Origin of the sequence: Spirillospora sp. NPDC046719 (genome assembly GCF_040645715.1) — a bacterium.
Taxonomy (GTDB): Bacteria; Actinomycetota; Actinomycetes; order Streptosporangiales; family Streptosporangiaceae; genus Spirillospora.
Genome location: NZ_JBEYYT010000081.1, coordinates 1 through 19769, shown reverse-complemented (window position 1 = coordinate 19769; position 19769 = coordinate 1). Strand labels below are relative to the sequence as shown.

Here is a 19769-nt window from a genome sequence, read left to right as displayed (position 1 = left end):
CGATTAAACGCGACACCACCGACAATGCTCGTCAGTCCGTCGTGCCGCCCAGCCGCGCGCCGAGCAGCATCTCGCACGAGACCCGGATGTCGACGTCCGCCTCCGCCGGGGAGAGCCTCGCGTTCAGGCAGGACAGCAGCACGCCGTACCAGCACGATTCGAGGAGCCGCACCAATCGCTCGTCGGCGGGTTCCGGGGCGTCGATCCCGGCCGCCGCGAGCAGCATGTCGCGGAACGTGCGGTCCGACGACCAGGGGCCGTTCGCGGTGGCCTGCGCGGTCTGGTCGGCCTGCAGGATCGTGCGCGACAGCTGCGGCCGCCGCATCATCTCCTCCCTGGCCCGCACCAGGGTCCTCACCACCGCGTCGAGGGGGTTCTCCGCCGCCGACTTCAGCCGGGCCACCTCCTCCGCGAACAGCTCGACCTGCTTGCGCTTCACGGCGGCGAACAGGTGGGTCTTCGAGGGGAAGTAGCGGTACAGGGTGGCGATCGCGACCCCGGCCTCGTTGGCCACGTCCTGCATCTGGACCCGATCGAGGTCGTGCACGCCGCCGAGCCTCCGCGCCGCCCGGAGGATGCGCTCGTGGCGGTCCTTCTGGTGCGGCGACCTGGGCTCGGCCGCCGGCCGGGGATCGGCGATGCGTGGCACTGCTTCTCCTTCGTCTCGACGCGGTCGATTGTGCCGTGCGCACCCGCCGGCCCGCACCCGCGGAGCCGCGCTCAGATCCAGGCGCCGTCCCGGCCGATCGCCGCGAGGCGGGCCAGCGTCTCGGCCGACCAGGTCTCCGCCGGCGCGTCACCGGGATGCCTCTCGACCGCCGAGACGAGCTCCACCGAGATCGTCCGCGCCGCGGCGGCCACCAGCGGGGCGGCGGTCTCCAGCAGGCATCCGGCCTCGCCGGCGAGCGAGACGGCGCCGAGCGGACCCTCCGGACCGCGCACGGCCGCGGCGACGCACGAGATGCCGGGGGTGTGCTCGCCGCGTTCGTAGGCGACCCCGCCGCGGGCGCGGATCCGGTGCAGCTCCTGGTACAGGGTCCGCAGGTCGCCGATCGTGCGCTGGGTCAGCCGGCTCATCGGGGCACCGACCCGCCCGTCGACCTCCTCCGCCGGCAGGCAGGCCAGCATCGCCTTGCCGAGCGCGGTGGAGTGGGCCACGGCGCTGCCGCCCACCCGCGAGGGCACCCGGGCGGCGAACCGGCCCCCGATCTTGTCCAGATAGCGGACGCGGGTGTCCTCCAGCACGGCGAGGTGCACGACCATCCCGGTCCTGAGCTGCAGCTCGTGCAGCACCGGGGCGGCGGCCGACCGCAGGTCGACGAACCCCTGGGCGTCGCTGCCGAGCCGCAGGGAGCGCCGCCCGAGCAGGTACCCGGGAGGCGCGTGCTCCAGCCACGCCGCCCGCACCAGCTGGTCGAGGATCCGGTGCGTGGTGGACCTCGGCAGCCCCGTCGCGTGGACGACCTCCTCGAGGGTCAGCCGCGTCGTCGTACCGCGGAACGCGTCCAGGATGAGCGTCATCCGCTCGACCATGGACGGCGGAAGCTCCCGCGGACGGCACCCGGGTCGCCCGGCCGTGGCGGCTGACGTCAACCCGACCACCTCCGAAACTGAAGTGAATTCTGGTTTCTGTCTCGCAAGGTAGCGCCCACGTGCACAGAAGGGAAGCCTCGCCCCGAACCGACCCCCGGGAGGACGGCCGCGGAAGCGAGGCTGCCCGGGGCGAGGCGCACGAGATCCGCGTCAGGCGACCGTTCCGCCCGCGTTGTGGATCAACCGCTGGAGCACCTTGATCGCGGTGACGTACTCCGCGTCGTCGATGCCCTCGTGAAGGGCGGCGCGGATCGCGGGGGCGTTGCGCGCGAGCTCGACGCGCGCCCGCTCCCCCTCCTCGGTCAGCCACAGCCGGTCCTCGGCGTCCCGGCGCAGCCAGCCCCGTTCCACGAGCACCTCGGCCTCGGCCGCCAGGTCGTCCTCGGGACGGATGTAGGAGGCCATGGCCGCTCGCAACTCGGACAGGGTCATCCCGTCGCCGGTGGGCGAGATGTCGTTCGCCGACAGGTTGCGCAGCAGCCAGAACTGGGGCTGGGTGTAGCCCTTTTCGGCCTGCCGGGCCCGGATGTAGGCGATCAGCGCCTCGTAGGCGACACCGGTCCAGTACGCGGCGGGCTGTCCGGCGAGTTCGGCGTCGGAAAGCTGCTCGGTCGTCATGGGAGTCCCCCTCTAACACGTGCGGTGCGAGCCCTGCACGACGTGCAGGTCATGCGGGGACCGTAAGACCTCAAGTTCGGTCGAGATCAAGAAGATGATCACCTGGATGCCGCCGGCACCGGCAGCTCACCGCGATGGGACACGGCCGCGACATGCGGGCGACCGCCCTGATCTTGGCTTGACAGCGCGCGTTTGCGCTGGTGGGGGGTGGCGCGCCCGGCAGGATTCGAACCCGCGACCGTCGGTTTAGAAGACCGATGCTCTATCCAGCTGAGCTACGGGCGCTCGGCGGCCCGGCGGGACGCCGGGACACAGTGTAAGGCGGAGCGTCCTCCGGCTCCACATCCATAACGCGGCCACCAGGGGACGCGTCGGGACCGGGCGGTGGGCGGAGGGCCATATCTTGGGGTGCTGTGGCGGTGGACAGCGAGGTGCCGCTCTCCGGCGGAGACGTGACGGAGGGCGTGGTGCGGGTGGGGAACACGGTGCGCAGGCCGCTTCGGGCGCACAGTGCGGCGGTGCACGGGCTGCTGCGGCACCTGGAGGCGGCCGGGTTCGACGGGGCGCCGCGGGTGCTCGGGGTGGACGAGCGCGGGCGGGAGATCCTCAGCTGGGTTCCGGGCGACGTGCCGCACCGGCCGCTGCCCAGGTACGCGGTGTCGGAGGACGCGCTGCGAGGCGTCGGCGTGCTGCTGCGGCGGTATCACGACGCGGTGGTCTCGTACGGGGTGCCCGAGGGGGACTGGGATCGGGAGGCGTCCAATCTGGACGGGCCGCCGGAGCTGATCGGGCACTGCGACGTGACGCCGGAGAACGTGGTGTTCCGGGACGGTGCCCCGGCGGCGCTGATCGACTTCGACCTGGCGCGGCCGACGACGCGGCTGTACGACGTGGTGACGGCGCTGCGGCACTGGGCGCCGATCGCCGATCCGGCGGACCGGGACGCGCTCCTCTACGGGGCGGACGTCGCGCGCCGGGTGCGGATCTTCTGCGACGCGTACGGGCTGGACCGGGAGCGGCGGCGGGAGGTGCTGCCGGCGGCGCGGGTGCGGTTCGAGCGGTCGTACGAGGCGATGCGGGCGAGGGCGGCCCGGGGCGGCGGCTGGGCGCGGATCTGGCAGGGTGGGGCGGGCCCGCGGATCCGGCGGGCGCAGGACTGGTTGGAGCGTCACTGGGATGAGCTTGATGCGCGGCTCTGCTGAAGGGCTGGTTCTGGGGGTGGCGCTGGACGCGCTTCTCGGGGATCCGAGGAGGGGGCATCCGGTCGCGGGGTTCGGGCGGTTGGCGTCGGGGTTCGAGCGGCTGGTGTACCGGGATTCGCGGGCGGCGGGCGTCGTCTACGCCGGGGTTCTCGTGAGCGGTGCCGTGGCCGCGGGGCTGCTGCTGGAACGGAAGGCGCGGGGGCCTTTGAGGGTCGTGCTGACTGCGGCCGCCACGTGGGCCGTTCTGGGCGGGACGTCTTTGGGACGTGAAGGGCTCGCCATGGAGCGGGTCCTGAACGAGGGCGATCTGGACGCCGCGCGGGGGCGGCTTCCGCACTTGTGCGCGCGGGACCCCAAGGGATTGGACGAGGCGGCACTGGCCAGGGCGACCGTGGAATCGGTGGCGGAGAACACGTCGGATGCGGCCATCGCCCCGCTGGTGTGGGGGGCAGTGGGCGGCATTCCGGGGCTGCTGGCCTATCGGGCCGTCAACACCCTGGACGCGATGGTCGGCTACCGGAATCGGCGTTACGAGCGGTTCGGGTGGGCGGCGGCGCGGCTGGACGACGCGGCGAACTGGGTTCCGGCGCGGGTGACGGGGATGCTCGTCGTCCTCTGTTCGGGACGGGACGCGTGGCGCGTGCTGCGGCGGGACGGCGGCAACCACCCGAGCCCCAACGCGGGACGGTGCGAGGCCGCGTTCGCCGGCGCGCTGGGGGTCCGGCTGGGCGGCACGAACTCGTACGGCGGCGCGGTGGAGCGGCGGCCCGAGATGGGGGACGGGCGGGCTCCGGAGGTCCGCGACATCGGGCGGGCGGTGCGGTTGTCGGCGGCGGTGACGGCCGCGGCGGCGGCGCTGGTGTGGGCGGCGCGGTGAGCGGCGGTCTGCTGGTCGCGGGGACGACGTCCGACGCGGGCAAGAGCGTGGTGACCGCCGGGCTGTGCCGGTGGCTGGCGCGGCGGGGCGTGAAGGTGGCGCCGTTCAAGGCGCAGAACATGTCGCTGAACTCGATGGTGACGGCGGACGGCGCCGAGATCGGGCGGGCGCAGTACATGCAGGCGCAGGCGGCCGGGGTGGAGCCGCGGGCGGTGATGAACCCGGTGCTGCTGAAGCCGGGCAGCGACCGGCGCAGCCAGGTCGTGGTGCTGGGCCGGCCCGTCGCCGAGGTGGACGCGCTCCAGTACGGCGACCACAAGGAACGGCTCCGCGGGGTCGTGAAGGAGAGCCTGGACCAGCTCCGGAGCGAGTACGACGTGGTGGTCTGCGAGGGCGCGGGGAGCCCGGCGGAGATCAATCTGCGCGCCGGGGACATCGTCAACATGGGCCTCGCGAGAATGGCGGACCTCCCGGTCGTCGTGGTCGGGGACATCGACCGCGGCGGGGTGTTCGCGTCGCTGTTCGGGACCGTCGCCCTGCTGGAGCCGGCCGATCAGGCGCTCATCGCGGGATTCGTCGTCAACAAGTTCCGGGGCGCGAAGGAATTGCTGGAGCCGGGGCTGGAGCAATTGCGGCGGCTCACCGGGCGTCCCGTTCTGGGCGTGCTGCCGTGGACGCTCGGGCTCTATCTGGATTCCGAGGACACTCTCGCCCTGGACGCGCCGCGTCCCGATGCCGCCGCGCCTTTCGGGAGGCAGACGCTGCGGATCGCGGTCGTGCGGTTCCCGCGCGTCTCGAATTTCACCGACCTGGACGCGCTGGCCTGCGAGCCGGGCGTCGTGGTGCGGTACGCCGCCAGCGCGGGCGACCTCGCGGAGGCCGATCTCGTGGTGCTGCCGGGGACGCGGGCGACGGTCAGCGATCTGGCGTGGCTGCGCGAGCGGGGAATGGCGGACGAGATCGTGCGGCGGGCCCGGGAAGGGCGTCCGGTGCTCGGCATCTGCGGCGGCCATCAGATGCTCGCGCGGGAGATCGAGGACGGCGTCGAATCGGGGACCGGGCGCGTCGAAGGGCTCGGCCTGCTGCCGACAAGGGTCGTCTTCGAGAGCGAAAAGACCCTCGGGCGGCCCACGGGAAGCGCCTATGGCGAGAATGTCGACGCCTATGAGATCCACCACGGCATCGTGTCCGTGGAAGGCGGCGAGCCCTTCCTCGACGGGTGCCGGGTGGGCGCCGTCTGGGGGACGACCTGGCACGGTGCCATGGAGAACGACGGATTCCGGCGGGCCTTCCTGAAGGACGTCGCGGAGACGGCGGGACGCGATTTCACCCTGGCGCCGGACGTGTCGTTCGCCGCGCTGCGGGAAGCGACGCTGGACGCGCTGGGCGACCTCGTCGAGCGGCATCTCGACACCGACGCCGTGTGGCGGCTCATCGAGAAGGGCGCGCCGGACGGCCTGCCGGTCGTGCCGCCGGGGGGCGCCCCGGCTATTTGATGAGCCCCTGCTCGCGCATCCAGTCGCGGGCGACGAGCACCGGGTCGTCGCCGTTCACGTCGACCTTGCTGTTCAGGTTCCGCATGACGCCGGTGGTGAGCCGGGGGCTGATCTTCGCGAAGAGCCCCGTGAGTTCCGGATGCGCGCGCAATACCGTCTCGCGGACGGTGATGGCCGGGTTGTAGTTCGGGAAGAAGTGCTTGCTGTCGCCGAGCACGTGCAGGTGGAGCGCCTGGATGCGGCCGTCGGTGGTGAACACCTCGCCGAAGGTGCATTTCCCGCTCGACGTGGCGCTGTAGACGACGCCCGACGACATCTGCCGCACGTTCCCGGCGGGGACGCTCGACCCGTAGGACAGTCCGTACGCCTGGAGCATTCCGCGCAGCCCGTCGTTGCGGGCGAAGAATTCGGGGTCGACGCAGTACGTCCGCTGACCGGCCGGGACTTTCGCCATGTCGGAGAGGTCGGTGAGCCCGAACCGTTTCTGGTTCGCGGTCGTGACCGCCATCGCATAGGTGTTGTTGAGCGGCGCCGGAGGCGCCAGCCAGGCGATGTGGTTGCGTTTCATGTCGAGGTCGCGGACGGCCTCGAACTGCTTCTGCGGGTCGGGGATCGGGTTCTCCTGCCCTAGGTAGGTGATCCAGCCGGTGCCGGTGTACTCCCAGGCGAGGTCGTTGTCCCCGCTGGTGATGGACTTGCGGGCGGTGACGCTGCCCTGCACGTTGGTGTGGTCGACCGCGTTCGCGCCGGCGGCGGTGAGCGCCAGCACCGCGATCTTGCCGAGGATGATCTGCTCGGTGAACTCCTTCGAGGTGACCCGGATCGTCGCGTCCTTCAGGTCCGGGACGGGGCGGATGCTGCCGGGCTCGATGTGCGGCAGGAACGCCGACGCCGGCTTGAGCCCGCATCCGGCGAGGAGGAGCGGCAGTACCGGCGCCAGGCCGGCCGCCAGGAGCCCGCGCCGCATCACAGCCCCTTCGGGGCGAGGGCCCGGGCCGCCATCCCGCCGAGCCAGTCGATCAGCAGCGCGAGCAGCGCGATGAGGACGCAGCCGGTGAGCAGCACGGGGGTGCGCTGGGTGCTGACGCCGCTGGTGATGAGGTCGCCGAGCCCGCCGCCGCTGATGAACGCGGCGATGCTCGCCGTCCCGACCATGAGCACCAGCGTGGTGCGGATGCCGGCCAGGATGACCGGCGCCGCCAGCGGGAGTTCGACGCGGCGCAGCACCGTGCCCGGCGACATCCCGATGCCCCGCCCCGCGTCGGTGAGGGTCGGGTCGACCTGCTGGAGCCCCACCATGGTGTTGCGGAGCGCGGGCAGCACCCCGTAGGCGACGAGCGCGACGACGGCCGTCCAGAAGCCGATGCCCCAGATCACCGCGAGCAGCACCACCACGCCGATCGCGGGCGCGGACTGCCCGACGTTGGCGATCGCCAGCACGAACGGCGTGGCGGGACGCGCCCACGAGCGGCTCAGCAGGACGCCGAGCGGGATCGCGATCACCAGCACGACGAGCGTGGACACGACGGTCAGCTCGATGTGCTCCCAGGTCTTCCGCCCGACGTAGCGTGTCGCGAGGCTGCGGGCGGCGATGCTGTCCAGGTTCGAGTTCTCCACGTACAGCAGCCACGCGGCGCCGATGAGGACGATGGCGACCGGCTCCAGCCACGACCGCCAGGACCGCCCTGTCGGGGTGTGCAGCGACTGCCGCGGCTCGGCGGCGGCGCCCGGGTTCTCCGCCGGCGCCTCCCCGGACGGCGCAGGGGCGGCGGGCGGCGGTGCGCTCACGGGGTCCGCCTCCGGGTCCGCGCGCGGTCCTTCATCTCCTTGATCGCGTTCTGCAGGGTGCCGAGGGTGACGGTGCCGCGGTAGACGCCGCGCGGCCCGACGACCGGCACCCACTCGTGCTCGATCTGGATCAGCGACTCGAGGGCCTGCTGGAGGGTGTCGCGGGCCCGGATCGGCGGTGCGACGGCCATGCCGCGCTCGCCGACCGGCCCGGTGACGCCCTCCAGGTCCTCGGGATGGGCCCAGCGGACGGGCCGGTCCCGCTCGTCCAGGACGATCGCGAAGCCGGTCTCGCCGCCCTCGATCCGGCGCCGGACCTCCGCCGCGTCGTCGCCGGTCCGCGCCCGCGGCACCTCCTGCAGCGGCACGTCCGCGACCCGGCTGAACTGCAGCAGCCGCATCGCCTGCCCGCCGCCGAGGAACTGCTCGACGTACGCGTCGGCCGGGTTCAGCAGGATCTCCTGCGGGGTCGCGTACTGCGCGACGCGCGAGCCCTTGTCGAGGATCGCGATGCGGTCGCCGAGCTTGAGCGCCTCGTCGATGTCGTGGGTGACGAACACGATCGTCTTGCCGAGTTCCTCCTGGAGCCGCAGCAGCGAGTCCTGGAGGTTCCCGCGGGTGATCGGGTCGAGGGCGCCGAACGGCTCGTCCATCAGCATGGCGGGAGGGTCGGCGCCGAGCGCGCGCGCGACGCCGACGCGCTGCTGCTGGCCGCCGGACAGCTCGCGCGGGTACCGGTCGCGGTACTGGGAGGGATCGAGGTCGACGAGGTCGAGCAGCTCGTCGACGCGGGCCGCGATCCGTTTCTTGTCCCATTTCAGCATCTGTGGGACGAGGCCGACGTTCGTCGCGACCGTCATGTGCGGGAACAGCCCGGCGTTCTGGATGACGTAGCCGATGTGGCGGCGCAGCTCCGTCGGGTCGAGGCCCATCGCGTCCCGCCCCGCCACGAAGATCTTCCCGGACGTCGGCTCGATCAGCCGGTTGATGAGCCGCATCATCGTGGTCTTGCCGCTGCCGGACGGGCCGAGCAGCACGACGATCTCGCCACTGCGGATCGTCATCGTGACGTCGTCGACGGCCGCGGTGGCCTGCCCGGGGTACCGCTTGGTGACGTTGATCAGCCGGATCCCGCCGCGCCCGGCGCCGTCGTCGTCGCCCGCGGCCGCCGCCGTGCCGCCGGCATCCCGCACGCCGCCCTCAGACACGGACGCCCCGCGGGGTCGTCAGCCGCCCGATCAGGACGAAGCACCCGTCGAACAGCAGCGCCAGGATGATGATCAGCACCGTCCCGGCGAGCGTCATGTTGATCGCGTTGGCACCGCCGAGCCGGGCCAGCCCGGAGAAGATCTGCTCGCCGAGCCCCGGCCCGGACACGTACGCGGCGATCGCCGCGATCCCCATCGCGAGCTGCGTGCTCACCCGGACGCCGGTGAGGATCACCGGCCACGCGAGGGGCAGTTCGATCCGCAGCAGGATCGCGGTGCGGGTCATCCCGATGCCGCGCGCCGCGTCCACCAGCGTCCTGTCGACGCCGGCCAGCCCGACGACGGTGTTCCGCACGATCGGCAGCAGCGAGTACAGGGTCAGCGCGACGACGCTCGGCGCCACCCCGAGGCCGAGCGGCGTGATCAGCAGGCCGAGCAGCGCCAGCGACGGGATCGTGAAGACCACCCCGGCGGTGCTGGTGGCCACCGCCGAGAGCCGGCCGCTGCGGTAGACGGCCAGCCCGATCAGCAGCCCGAGCACCAGCGCGGCCAGCACGCACTGGAACACCATGCTGGCGTGCTGCCAGGTCTCGAACTGGAGCCGCTCGCGCCGGCTGCCCAGGTACTCCCAGAAGTTCACGTCCCCTCCGCCACGATCACTACCCACCGTGCCCGCGCGATCACACCCGCGCCGCGCGGGGCAGTCCGGCCCCTCCCGCACCCGTACTAAGCTCGAGCCTCAACGACCTCAGCGTTGCGATCGCGTGCGAGGCAGTCGGTACGAGAGGAATGTCGGTGACGGACGAGCGGTCCAGTCTCATCGTCCCGCTGATGAAGGCGCGGGTTCCGGCGGAGATCCAGCTGGAGTTCCCGCTGCCGCCGGACGAGGAGCCGGTCCGCGACGCGTTCGCCGGCGACCTGTACGTCACCTACGCGCTGGAGATCGCCGACGAGTCGGCGGTGGCGGGCCGCCGCTACGAGCACGTGGCGCCGCGGCACTGCGCCGAGCTCGGCGTCGCGGCCGGCGACCTGCGCCGGCAGGCGGTGATCAACCTGCGGGACCGCAGGCCGGAGCTCGGCCTCAGCTGGTACCCGGACGTGCGCGCGGTGACGGTGACGCTCGGCGAGCCCGGCCCGATGGGCGCCCCGTCGCGACGGGGCGGCCTGGAGGCGGCGCTGCTGCTGGACGAGGGGTTCCTCGACAAGCTCGCGCAGGACGTGGAGGGGGACCTCGTCGTCGCGGCCCCCGCGCGGGACGTGTTCGTGGCGTCCGGCACCGGGCACCCGGACGGCGTCGACAAGCTGCGCTGGGCGGTCGGCCAGGTGTGGGCGGAGAACCGCGGCGACGGCGTCGCGGACCCGGCGTGGGACGTGCCCGCCGGGAGCCTGCTGACCCATGACCTGCTGGTCCGCCGCGGCACGGCCTGGGAGATCCTGACGGGCTGAGCCCGGCCGCCGTCACACCTTCAGATTCGCCAGCCCTTCCAGCGCCGCGACCAGCGGTGCGAGCTCCGGCAGCCGGGCCGCCGCGGCCAGCGCGTCATCGAGCGCGGCGTTGTGCGTCGGGGCGGCTGCGGCGTGCAGTTCGTGGCCCTCCGGGGTGGCCTCGGCGTAGATGCCGCGCCGGTCCTCCTCCGACAGCACGCGGGTGAGCAGGCCGCGCTTCTCCAGCCGGGCGACCAGGCGGGTCGTCGCGCTCTGGCTGAGCACGAGCTTGTCGGCGAGCTGCTGCATCCGGACGTGCCGGCCGTCGGGCCCGGCGAGGTGGTGCAGCACGCAGAACTCGTTGACGCTCAGGCCGTGCCGCCGCTGGAGGGCGCGCTCGATCTCGTCCTCGATGCGCGCGTGCAGGGCGGCGAGGGTCCGCCAGCCCTGGGCGCGGTCGCCCGTGCCGGTGGGGGCGCCGGACGGCTGGGCGGGTGACATGGCTCACGCCTCCTCGTGTTGCGCGCCAGGTACTTGCATGGTGATATAGCAGGCGTCTGCAAATACATGCTTGCGCAATAAATGCATGCGCTTGCTGTTGCAGGCGCCGCCTACTCTACCCGAGGAGATCCCTCATGCCCCTCGCGCTGCTGGCCCTCGCGCTGGGCGCCTTCGGCATCGGCACGACCGAGTTCGTCATCGCCGGGCTGCTGCCGGACCTCGCGTCCGACTTCCACACCTCGATCCCCGCCGCCGGGCTGCTGGTGTCCGGCTACGCGTTCGGCGTCGTGGTGGGCGCTCCGCTGGTCACCGCCCTCGGCGCGCGGCTACCCCGCAAGACGATGCTCGTCGGCCTGATGGCCCTGTTCGTCGCCGCGCACCTGCTGTCGGCGCTCGCGCCGGGCTTCGGCGTCCTGCTCGCGGCGCGGATCGTCGCCTCGTTCGCGCACGGCGCCTACATCGGCGTCGGCGCGGTCGTCGCCGCCGAGCTCGTCGCGCCGGAGCGCCGCGCGCGGGCCGTCGCGCTGATGTTCACCGGGATCAGCCTGGCGAACGTGCTCGGCGTCCCGCTCGGCACGTTCCTCGGCCAGCAGCTCGGCTGGCGCGCCACGTTCTGGACGGTCGCCGGGATCGGCGTCGTCGCGCTCGCCGGGATCGCGCTGCTCGTCCCGTCCGGTCCGCGCCCGCAGGGCGGGCTGCGGCACGAGATGGCGGTGTTCCGCAGCGGCCGGATGTGGCTGGCGCTCGCCACCACCGCGCTCGGCTGGGCGCCGGTGCTGGCCGTCGTCACCTACGTGGCGCCGCTGCTGACCGACGTCACCGGGTTCGGCAAGGGCGCGGTCCCGGTGGTGATGACGCTGCTCGGCGCGGGGATGCTGGCCGGCGGCCCGCTCGGCGGCCGCTACTCCGACCGGGCGCTGCTGCCCACGGTCCTCGCCGCGCTCGCCGGGCTGACCGCGCTGTCGGCGGTGCTGCTGGTGACCTCGCACGACCGGATCGCGGCGGTGGCGACGCTGACCGTCTTCGGCGTCGTCGCCTCGGCCACGATCCCGCCGCTGCAGATGTGGGTGGTGGAGAGGGCGGCCGCCGCGCCGACCATGGCGTCCGCCGCGAACGTCTCGGCCTTCAACCTCGGCAACGCGGTCGGCCCCGCGCTCGCCGGGCTGGCGATCGGGGCCGGGCTCGGGTACACCTCCACGCTCTGGGTGGCCGCCCTGCTCGGCGCCGCCGGGTTCGCGTCCGCGCTGGTGGGCGGCGCGCTGGACCGCCGCGACCGCCGCGACCGGACGGTGCCGTCGGCCGCTCCCGCCGCCGAGGCGAGCCGCGTGCCGTGCTGACGCCCCGGGTCAGCCGAGCTTCTTGAACTCGGGCCACAGGCGGGTCCAGGGCGCGCGCTGCCCCCGGCACACCCATACCGGCTTGCCCTGCTCCTGGTTGTCGAGGCCGACACCGTCGTCGATGCGGCCCACCGGGCGGACGTCCGTCCAGTAGCGGCTCAGCGACGAGCCGTCGGCGACGGTGTCCGGGCCGACGACGATCGCGGGGCCACCGGTGTCGGGCGGGCGGCCGAAGTACCAGAACCCGTTGTGCCCGCTGTAGGCGCGGGGCAGGCCGAGCTTCGGGCCGTACCGGTCGAGCGCCCCGGCCTCGCCGTAGTTGCCCGTCACGATCACGGTCCTGGCGCGCTCGTCCGGCGGCAGCGTCCGGTAGACGCGCGCGACCTCCCGCGCGAAGCGGGGCCAGCCGACCGTCTCGGCGGAGTCGGCGTTGATGACCGGCTGCGGCGTGCCGGCCAGCCACTTCACCGGGTACACCGGCAGCGTCAGCGCGACGCTGCACACCGCCGTCACCGCGTACGCCGGGACCGTCGCCGCCCAGCCCCACCAGCGCGGCGCGCCGTGCCGCTCGACCTCGACGGCGCCCGCCGCCCACAGCGCCGGCCACAGCCCGGCCAGGTAGTACGGCTTGCCGCCGGTCGCGATGAACACGACGTTCAGCAGCAGGTACGCGTGGCCGAGGAAGCGGAACGGGCGCAGGGCGTCCGACCGGTACGTCCGCCACAGCCCGTAGATCCACAGCCAGGACGGCACGATCCCGGTCATCAGTATCTGGAACGGGACGAAGCCGGGCCGCCCGGCGAAGTCGCCGCTGTCCGCGATCTTCCCGGCCATGTCGATCTGCGGCCACCCGTGCCGGGCCTGCCACACGAGCCCGGGCAGCACCGCGACCGCGACGACCGCGGCGCCGGCCGCGAGCATCGGGCGGCGCAGGAAGTCGCGGGGTCCGGAGACGAGCAGGCCCGCGACGATCGCGGCGAGCAGGAACCCGGCCAGGTACTTGACGTTCAGCGCCGCCGCCGCGACCGCGCCGGCCGCGAGCAGCATCCGCTGGTCGGACGTCCGCACCCACCTGACGACGAGCCACACCAGCGCCGTCGACAGCAGCAGGTCGAGCGTCGCGGTGTAGAAGCTGTGGCCCACCGCGACCGCGAACGGGCACACCGCGTAGGAGGCGGCGGTGAGGAGCTGGGCGCGGCGCCCGCCGCCCATCTCCCGCGCGGTGAGCGCGGCGACCACGACGCCCGCCGCGGCGAAGACGGCCGCGGGGACGCGCAGCGCCACGAGCGTGTCGCCGAAGGCCGCGGTCGCGGCGCGGGTCAGCAGCGGCAGCAGCGGCGGCTGGTCGGGGTAGCCCCAGGCCAGGTGCCGTCCGGCGACGCGGAAGTACAGCTCGTCGCGGTGGTAGCCGTAGCGGGCGGCGACCGCGAGCAGCAGCGCGCCGAGCGCGCCGGCCATCAGCAGCACGGGCCGCCAGGCGACCTGCGCCGGGCCGTCCGGGGACGTGACGCCTACGGGCCCGGACGCGGCGCCGGCGGGGGCGGACATGCGATCACCGTATGCCGGGAATGTGGCCTAGGTCACGATCATTCGTCCGGCCAGGGCCGGTCATCTCCGCTCGCCGCGTCCCGGAACCGGCCCGGCGCCTCCGCGAACTCCCGCTTGAACGCCTTCGCGAACGCGAACTCCGACGCGTACCCGACCCGCTCCGCGACGGCCCGCAGCGGCAGGTCGGTGTCCCGCAGCAGCCGCGCGGCGACCGTCATCCGCCACCACGTCGCGTACGCCAGCGGAGGCGCGCCGACCGTGGCGGTGAAGCGGCGCGCGAACGCGGCGCGGGACAGCCCCGCCCGTTCGGCCAGCGACCGGACGGTCCACGGCCGGCCCGGTTCGTCGTGCACGCTCCGCAGCGCCGCCGCGACCGCCGGATCGCGGAGCGCCGCCGCCCAGCCCGTCGCCTCGTCCGCCGGACGGTCCTCGTACCAGGCGCGCACCATGTAGAGCAGCACGATGTCCAGCAGCGCGGGCAGCGCGGCGTCGCCGCCGTGCCGCGTCCCGCCGTCCAGCTCGCGGCCGAGCAGCTCGATCGCGCCGCGCAGCGACGGATGCCTGCCGATCCGCGCCGGGATGTGGACGACGTCGGGGAGTTCGGCGAGCAGCGGATGCACCCGGGACTGGTCAAGCTGGTATGCGCCGCACAGCATCTCCGTACGGCCGTCCGCGCCGTGGTCGCCCGTGCGGTGGTCGCCCGTGCCGTGGCCGTCGGTATCAAGCCCGCCCGCGGCCTGCGGGCGGATCAGGGAGCGCGCGTCGGCCAGCGGACGCTCAGGGACGTCCGCGAGGCCGTGGCCCAGCTCGCGCGGCAGGAACGCGACGTCTCCCACGCCGAGCCGGACCGGATCGCCCACCGTGGGGATCAGCCAGCAGGCGCCCTTGAGCAGCACATGGAAGCCCGCGCCCTTCTGCGGCTCGAACCGCACGCCCCACGGCGCGTCCAGGACGGTGCGCGAGGAGTGCGGCCGCCCGAGCCGCATGGCGGAGATCGCGTCGCTGAGCACGTCCATGTGTCCGACCGTATCGCGAGGCATCCGGCCGCGAGACGAATGGACATGGTGGCTGGATCCTCAGGCATGGGGAGTCTCCCGCGCTCTCCCTACGGTGATCGCAGAGAGCACATCGACAGGGAGGCACCATGAGAATCGCCGTCTACGGAGCGAGCGGGTTCACCGGAGGACTGGCGCTCGCCGAACTGCGCCGCCGGGGGATCGAGGCCGTCGCCGTGGGACGCGACCGCGAGCGCCTGCACGCGGCCGCCGACCGCGCCGGCGCGCCGGACACCGACCTCCGGATCGCGGGCCTCCGGGACCACGCCGTCCTCACCGAGGCGTTCCGCGACTGCGACGCCGTGATCAACTGCGCGGGACCGTTCGCGCTGTGGGGCGAACCGGTCGTACGGGCCGCGATCGCCGCCGGAAGCCACTACGTCGACACCACGGGCGAGCAGGGCTACCTGCGGCACGTCCTCGACGCGTTCGGCGCGGACGCCGCGCGCGCGGGGGTGACGGTCGTCCCGGGCCTGGCCGACGACGGCGGGCCCGGCGACCTGATCGCCGCGCTCGTCGCCGCCCGGCTCGACGTCGTCGACGACCTGCTGGTCGCCGACCTGCGGCGGCCCGGTGCGGTGTCGCGCGGCACCGCGCGGTCGATGGCGGCGGCCGACGGCGCGGCGCCGCTGGAGTACCGCGACGGGGATTGGGTTCCCGCGCCCGCCGGCGACACCGGCCGGACGATCGCCCTGCCCGGCGAGCCGGAGAAGGTCGCGGTCGCGCCCTTCGCGCTGCCCGGCGTCGTCACCGTCCCGCGCCATGTACGGGCGCGGCGCGTCCGGGCCGCGATCCGTACCGAGGTCGCCGCCCTGTTCGGGAGCCTGACCAGCGAAGCGGTGGAGAGCGTCCCGGAGCGTCCGGACGAGGCGTCCCGGGCGGGCGCCCGGTGGCTCATGCTGGCCGAGGCGTCCGACCCGTCCGGGCGGACCGTGCGCGGCGTGGTCACCGGGACGGACGCGTACGGGACCACCGCGGTGATCGCCGTCGAGGGCGCGCGGCGGCTCGTCGCGGACGGGGCGCCCGCCGGGACCCGCACGCCCGCCGAGGCGTTCGACCCGGCCGATCTCCTCGGCTTCCTGGAGGCGTCCGGCGCGACCTGGCGGGTCGAGACCGCGTGAAAACCGGTGGGCGGGCGGGAAGTCCGGTGCGTACTGTTCGTCCATGATGTCGACCGGACACCTGCTCGCCTTCTCCGCGATGGCGCTGGCCATCATCGTGATCCCCGGCCCGACGGTGCTGTTCGTCGTCGGCCGGGCCCTCGCGCACGGCCGCGGCACCGCGCTGACCAGCGTCGTCGGCAACGAGATCGGCGCGCTGGCGCTGGTCGCCGCCGTCGCGCTGGGGATCGGCTCGATCGTGGAACGGTCCGTCGTGGTGTTCACCGCGCTGAAGCTCGCGGGCGCCGCCTACCTCGTGTACCTCGGCGTCCAGGCGTTCCGGAACCGCCGGTCGCTGACCGAGGCGATCGGCGGCGCGGGCGGCGCGTCCGGCCGCAGCCGCGCCCGCGACCTGTGGCAGGGCTTCGTCGTCGGGGCCACCAACCCGAAGACGACGGTCTTCTTCGCCGCGGTGCTGCCGCAGTTCGTGGACCGCGGGCGCGGGCACGTGCCGCTGCAGATGCTCGTGTTCGGGCTGATCTTCGTGGTGATCGCGCTGCTGTGCGACAGCTGCTGGGGGCTGGCCGCCGGCGCCGCACGCGGCTGGTTCGCCCGGTCGCCGCGCCGGCTCGCCGCGATCGGCGGCACCGGCGGCCTGATGATGATCGGCCTCGGCGTCACCATCGCCGCGACCGGCAGGAAGGACTAGGGCGCCTTCGTGAGGGCCGGCGGAGCGGTGACGGGCGGCTTGCGGCCGAACCGCGCGCGCAGCGGGTAGCAGGCGGCGACCACCGCGAGGCTGACGAGCGAGGCGATCAGCTGCGACCGCTGGGCGTGCATGAACGCCATCGACACCAGCACCGCCAGCAGCGCGGCGACGACCAGCCACGACAGGTACGGGTACAGCCACATGCGGTAGGTGAGGCTGCCCGGGTCCTCGCGCCGGAGCCGGGCGCGCAGCCGCAGCTCGGACAGCATGATCGACACGTAGACGAACGCGAGGACGACCCCGATCGAGTTCATCAGGAACTTGAAGACCTGGTCGGGCGAGGTGTACGAGGCGATCACCGCCCCCCAGGCCGCGACCGTGCCGAGCAGGATCGCGCGGACGGGGACGCCGCGCCGGTTCAGCCGCACCAGCCCGGCGGGCGCGTCCCCGTCCCGGGTCAGCACGTACAGCATCCGGGACGAGACGTAGATCGCCGAGTTCAGCACCGACAGCACCGCGGTGAGGATCACCGCCTGCATCACCGTGCCGGCGGCCGGCACGTCCAGCCGGTCCAGGGCGCTGACGAACGGGCTGGTCAGCACCTTGGCGTCGTTCCACGGCAGGATCGACACGACGAGCAGGATGGACAGCACGTAGAACAGCGCGACGCGGTACAGCACGTTGCCGGTCGCCTTCGCGACGGCGCGGCCCGGCTCCTCGCTCTCGGCGGCGGCGACCGTGACGATCTCGGTCCCGCCGAACGCGAACATCACCGCCACGATCGCCGTGAAGATCGCCTTGACGCCGTTGGGGGCGAAGCCGCCGTGCCCGGTGAGCACGTCCAGGCCGCCGGGGGAGTGGGGCCACAGGCCGGCGACCCAGAGCACGCCCAGCACGAGGAACACCAGGATCGCGGCGACCTTGATCGAGGCGAACCAGAACTCGAACTCGCCGAACGAGCGGACCGAGACCAGGTTGACCGCCGTCATCACCACCAGCAGCGCGGCGGCGAGGAACCACTGCGGCAGGTCGATCCAGCCCGCCAGGATCGCCGCGCCGGCCGTCGCCTCCGCGCCGACGAGGATCACGTACAGGTACCAGTACAGCCAGCCGATCGTGAACCCCGCGAACGGGCCGAGCGCCATCCGCGCGTACTCGGCGAGCGACCCGGCGACCGGCCGCGCCACCACCATCTCGCCGAGCGCCCGGAGCACGCACAGCACCAGGACGCCGGCCGCCGCGTACGAGACGACGGCGGCGGGCCCGGCGGTGCCGATCACGGCGCCGCTGCCGACGAACAGGCCCGCGCCCACCGCGCCGCCGATGGCGAGCATCGTCATGTGGCGGCGGCGCAGTCCCGTCCGCAGCCGGGTCGAGCGGTCGTCGGTGGTGTCGGTCATCGCTCCTGGTTCCGTGTCCGCTGCCGGGGGTCGCGACCCGTGACGGGGTCGTCACTCACCTTAGGGGACTTCCGGACCTCTGCGACCGACATATCGGACGTCCGGATAGGGGGCTCCGAGCGGCACGCGCCCTGGCCGTACGCTGTGGGCGGGCGGTACGGCGAAGGAGACGCGATGGACGTGACGGAGGACGTGCTCGGCCCCGGATACGAGGCGATCGAGCTGCCGATGGGACACGACGCCGAGGGCGAGGTCGTGGCGACCCTCGTCCGGCGGCGCGGCGCGGAGCCGTCCCGCCGGGCCGTGCTGTACCTGCACGGGTTCGTCGACTACTTCTTCCAGGCCCACCTCGCCGACTTCTACCTCGGCCTCGGCTTCGACTTCTATGCCCTCGACCTGCGCAAGTACGGGCGGGCGCTGCGGCCGCACCAGACCCCGAACTACGTCGAGAGCCTGACGGAGTACTTCCCGGAGATCGACGAGGCCGTCCGGATCGTCCGGGACGTGGACGGGCACGGCACGCTGCTGCTGAACGGGCACTCCACCGGCGGGCTCATCGCCGCGCTCTGGGCCGACCGGGCGAAGGGCAAGGGCCTGATCGACGGGGTGTTCCTGAACAGCCCGTTCCTCGACATCAACGAGTCCCCGGCGATGCGCGCGATCGGCGCGGGGCTGGCGCGGGCGCTGCGGCCCCGGTTCCCGAAGGCGGAGCTGCCCGCCGGGGTGAACGACCGGTACCCGCGCAGCATCCACCGCGACCACGAGGGCGAATGGGACTTCGATCTCGCCTGGAAGCCGATCGAGGGGTTCCCGGTGCGCGCGGCGTGGCTCGCCGCGATCCGGCGCGGCCAGCTGCGCGCGCACCGCGGGCTGGACATCGACGTGCCCGTCCTGGTGATGGCGTCCGCGCGCAGCGTCCGGCTCACCCGCAAGGTGCTCGACGTCACCGGCGCCGACGCCGTCCTGGACGTCGCGCACATGGCGAAGTGGGCGCCCCGGCTCGGCCCGCACGTCACCCTCGTCCGGATCGACGGCGGGCTGCACGACCTGACGCTGTCGGCCGAGCCCGCCCGCGGCGCGGTGTTCGCCGAGCTGGCCCGCTGGATCGCCGGCTACCTGCCCGCCGACGGGTGACGCCGGGCCGGCCGGGTGCGCCCGGTCAGCCGGTGATCTTGGAGAGGTCGAAGTCGTCGAAGCCGACGACGCTCTTGTCGGCCTGGTTGCCGCCCCGCTCGATCTGCAGCCTCGCCCCGCCGTTCGGCAGCGGCTGGTCGGCGTCGGTCTTGTCGACGACCTGCTTCCCGTTCACCCAGAGCCGCAGCCGGACCTTCTTGCCGCCGTCCTCGCCCTCGCAGGCGACCTGCACCTTGTTCGGCCCCTTCTTGGCGAAGCCCGGGACGGAATCGGGCGAGGCCAGCTCCTTGGAACCGAGGGCGGCGCTGGTCTTGCGGAGCGTCGCGCCCTTGCCGTCGTGCCGGACGAGGAACGTGTACTGCTGCTTGCCGTCGTCGCCCGACCGGCACGCCATGCCGTAGTGCGCGTCCGGCGCGCCCTGCCGGACCGTGACCGTGACGGTCATCAGCATCTTCTCCGGGACGTCCTTGGGGTCCTTGGGCACGTCCCGCGACCGCGAGGAGCTGTAGTTGTCGACGTCGAGCCAGTACTTGCCGTCCTGGTAGCCGTACTGGCTGGTGTAGGCGCCGCCGCTCCAGCCGGAGTCCTGGCTGGAGAAGTCGTCGCTGAACACGGTGGCGAGCTTGTCGGGCGGGCCGTCCGGGCGGAGCACGGTGAACGCCACGACCGCGGCGACGACGGCCAGCGCGGCGACGGCGGCGCCCGCGATGATCAGCGGGCGCTTCGGCACACCGCCGGAACCGCCCGGCCCGCTGCCCGACCCGCCGGCCGGGCCGGG

19 protein-coding genes, 1 tRNA gene and 1 pseudogene are annotated in these 19769 nt (G+C 73.4%); 8 read left to right on the top strand and 13 right to left on the bottom strand.

The genetic code is table 11. The features are described from left to right. Positions 1-31 precede the first annotated feature (31 nt). The 4 genes from ABZ914_RS16670 to ABZ914_RS16655 form a co-directional block, all read right to left on the bottom strand. Positions 32-649 (bottom strand): TetR/AcrR family transcriptional regulator, encoded by a 618-nt coding sequence (locus ABZ914_RS16670; protein ID WP_500193764.1) that lies wholly within the window; start codon positions 647-649, stop codon positions 32-34. Between the two features lie 71 nt (positions 650-720). After that, the gene (locus ABZ914_RS16665; protein ID WP_241756080.1) at positions 721-1521 is read right to left on the bottom strand and encodes an IclR family transcriptional regulator; all 801 of its coding nucleotides are present in this window, start codon (positions 1519-1521) and stop codon (positions 721-723) included. 222 nt (positions 1522-1743) lie between these two features. Further along, entirely contained in the window at positions 1744-2211 is a 468-nt protein-coding gene (locus ABZ914_RS16660; protein ID WP_500193763.1) for a MarR family winged helix-turn-helix transcriptional regulator, read from the bottom strand. A 208-nt stretch (positions 2212-2419) separates the two neighbouring features. Next, positions 2420-2496 (bottom strand) — tRNA-Arg (locus ABZ914_RS16655). Positions 2497-2624: 128 nt separating this feature from the next. Between ABZ914_RS16655 and ABZ914_RS16650 the strand changes: the two genes are divergently transcribed. From ABZ914_RS16650 to ABZ914_RS16640, 3 genes are read left to right on the top strand one after another with little or no spacing between them, the layout of a single operon-like run. Continuing rightward, on the top strand, positions 2625-3413 hold the full coding sequence (locus tag ABZ914_RS16650) for a phosphotransferase (protein WP_500193762.1): 789 nt from the start codon (positions 2625-2627) through the stop codon (positions 3411-3413). Then, complete coding sequence (locus ABZ914_RS16645) at positions 3388-4290, top strand: cobalamin biosynthesis protein (RefSeq protein ID WP_500193761.1); 903 nt, start codon at positions 3388-3390, stop codon at positions 4288-4290. The genes ABZ914_RS16650 and ABZ914_RS16645 overlap by 26 nt, the downstream gene beginning before the upstream one ends. Continuing rightward, a complete protein-coding gene (locus tag ABZ914_RS16640) occupies positions 4287-5786 on the top strand; it encodes a cobyric acid synthase (protein WP_500193760.1) in 1500 nt (499 codons plus the stop codon). The genes ABZ914_RS16645 and ABZ914_RS16640 overlap by 4 nt, the downstream gene beginning before the upstream one ends. Here ABZ914_RS16640 and ABZ914_RS16635 read toward each other — a convergent pair. Genes ABZ914_RS16635 through ABZ914_RS16620 form a run of 4 tightly spaced genes read right to left on the bottom strand, consistent with a single transcriptional unit; the run spans position 5779 to position 9422 of the window. After that, positions 5779-6753: a glycine betaine ABC transporter substrate-binding protein gene (locus ABZ914_RS16635; RefSeq protein WP_500193759.1), complete on the bottom strand. Its 975-nt coding sequence runs from the start codon at positions 6751-6753 to the stop codon at positions 5779-5781. The two genes, ABZ914_RS16640 and ABZ914_RS16635, sit on opposite strands and share 8 nt — an antisense overlap. Continuing rightward, positions 6753-7574: an ABC transporter permease gene (locus ABZ914_RS16630; RefSeq protein ID WP_500193758.1), complete on the bottom strand. Its 822-nt coding sequence runs from the start codon at positions 7572-7574 to the stop codon at positions 6753-6755. The genes ABZ914_RS16635 and ABZ914_RS16630 overlap by 1 nt, the downstream gene beginning before the upstream one ends. After that, positions 7571-8782: an ATP-binding cassette domain-containing protein gene (locus ABZ914_RS16625; RefSeq protein ID WP_500193757.1), complete on the bottom strand. Its 1212-nt coding sequence runs from the start codon at positions 8780-8782 to the stop codon at positions 7571-7573. Before ABZ914_RS16625 ends, ABZ914_RS16630 begins: the two co-directional genes overlap by 4 nt. Beyond that, positions 8775-9422 (bottom strand): ABC transporter permease, encoded by a 648-nt coding sequence (locus ABZ914_RS16620; RefSeq protein ID WP_500193756.1) that lies wholly within the window; start codon positions 9420-9422, stop codon positions 8775-8777. The genes ABZ914_RS16625 and ABZ914_RS16620 overlap by 8 nt, the downstream gene beginning before the upstream one ends. Positions 9423-9577: 155 nt before the next feature. Here ABZ914_RS16620 and ABZ914_RS16615 point away from each other — a divergent pair, with 155 nt between their 5' ends. Next, on the top strand, positions 9578-10228 hold the full coding sequence (locus ABZ914_RS16615) for a DUF1444 domain-containing protein (RefSeq protein ID WP_347256928.1): 651 nt from the start codon (positions 9578-9580) through the stop codon (positions 10226-10228). A 12-nt stretch (positions 10229-10240) separates the two neighbouring features. Here ABZ914_RS16615 and ABZ914_RS16610 read toward each other — a convergent pair whose 3' ends face one another. After that, a complete protein-coding gene (locus tag ABZ914_RS16610) occupies positions 10241-10708 on the bottom strand; it encodes a MarR family winged helix-turn-helix transcriptional regulator (RefSeq protein WP_500193754.1) in 468 nt (155 codons plus the stop codon). A 134-nt stretch (positions 10709-10842) separates the two neighbouring features. Between ABZ914_RS16610 and ABZ914_RS16605 the strand changes: the two genes are divergently transcribed. Continuing rightward, on the top strand, positions 10843-12045 hold the full coding sequence (locus ABZ914_RS16605) for an MFS transporter (RefSeq protein ID WP_500193753.1): 1203 nt from the start codon (positions 10843-10845) through the stop codon (positions 12043-12045). A gap of 9 nt (positions 12046-12054) precedes the next feature. Here the strand turns inward: ABZ914_RS16605 and ABZ914_RS16600 are convergent, their stop codons facing one another. Both ABZ914_RS16600 and ABZ914_RS16595 read right to left on the bottom strand, forming a co-directional pair. Continuing rightward, a complete protein-coding gene (locus tag ABZ914_RS16600) occupies positions 12055-13593 on the bottom strand; it encodes a glycosyltransferase family 39 protein (protein ID WP_500193752.1) in 1539 nt (512 codons plus the stop codon). 38 nt (positions 13594-13631) lie between these two features. Next, positions 13632-14609, bottom strand: a complete 978-nt coding sequence (locus ABZ914_RS16595) for an AraC family transcriptional regulator (protein WP_500193751.1) — start codon at positions 14607-14609, stop codon at positions 13632-13634. 128 nt (positions 14610-14737) lie between these two features. Here ABZ914_RS16595 and ABZ914_RS16590 point away from each other — a divergent pair, with 128 nt between their 5' ends. Both ABZ914_RS16590 and ABZ914_RS16585 read left to right on the top strand, forming a co-directional pair. After that, complete coding sequence (locus ABZ914_RS16590; protein ID WP_500193750.1) at positions 14738-15769, top strand: saccharopine dehydrogenase family protein; 1032 nt, start codon at positions 14738-14740, stop codon at positions 15767-15769. A 43-nt stretch (positions 15770-15812) separates the two neighbouring features. Beyond that, positions 15813-16457, top strand: coding sequence for a LysE family translocator (locus ABZ914_RS16585; RefSeq protein ID WP_500193749.1), 645 nt, complete (start codon positions 15813-15815; stop codon positions 16455-16457). On the opposite strand, the gene ABZ914_RS16580 is transcribed toward ABZ914_RS16585, so the two are convergent. After that, positions 16454-17857: an amino acid permease gene (locus ABZ914_RS16580; protein ID WP_500193747.1), complete on the bottom strand. Its 1404-nt coding sequence runs from the start codon at positions 17855-17857 to the stop codon at positions 16454-16456. The two genes, ABZ914_RS16585 and ABZ914_RS16580, sit on opposite strands and share 4 nt — an antisense overlap. A 174-nt stretch (positions 17858-18031) precedes the next feature. Between ABZ914_RS16580 and ABZ914_RS16575 the strand changes: the two genes are divergently transcribed. Continuing rightward, positions 18032-18991: an alpha/beta hydrolase gene (locus ABZ914_RS16575; RefSeq protein ID WP_500193746.1), complete on the top strand. Its 960-nt coding sequence runs from the start codon at positions 18032-18034 to the stop codon at positions 18989-18991. A 25-nt stretch (positions 18992-19016) separates the two neighbouring features. Here ABZ914_RS16575 and ABZ914_RS16570 read toward each other — a convergent pair. After that, a pseudogene (locus tag ABZ914_RS16570) lies at positions 19017-19769 on the bottom strand (hypothetical protein); the annotation flags it as partial.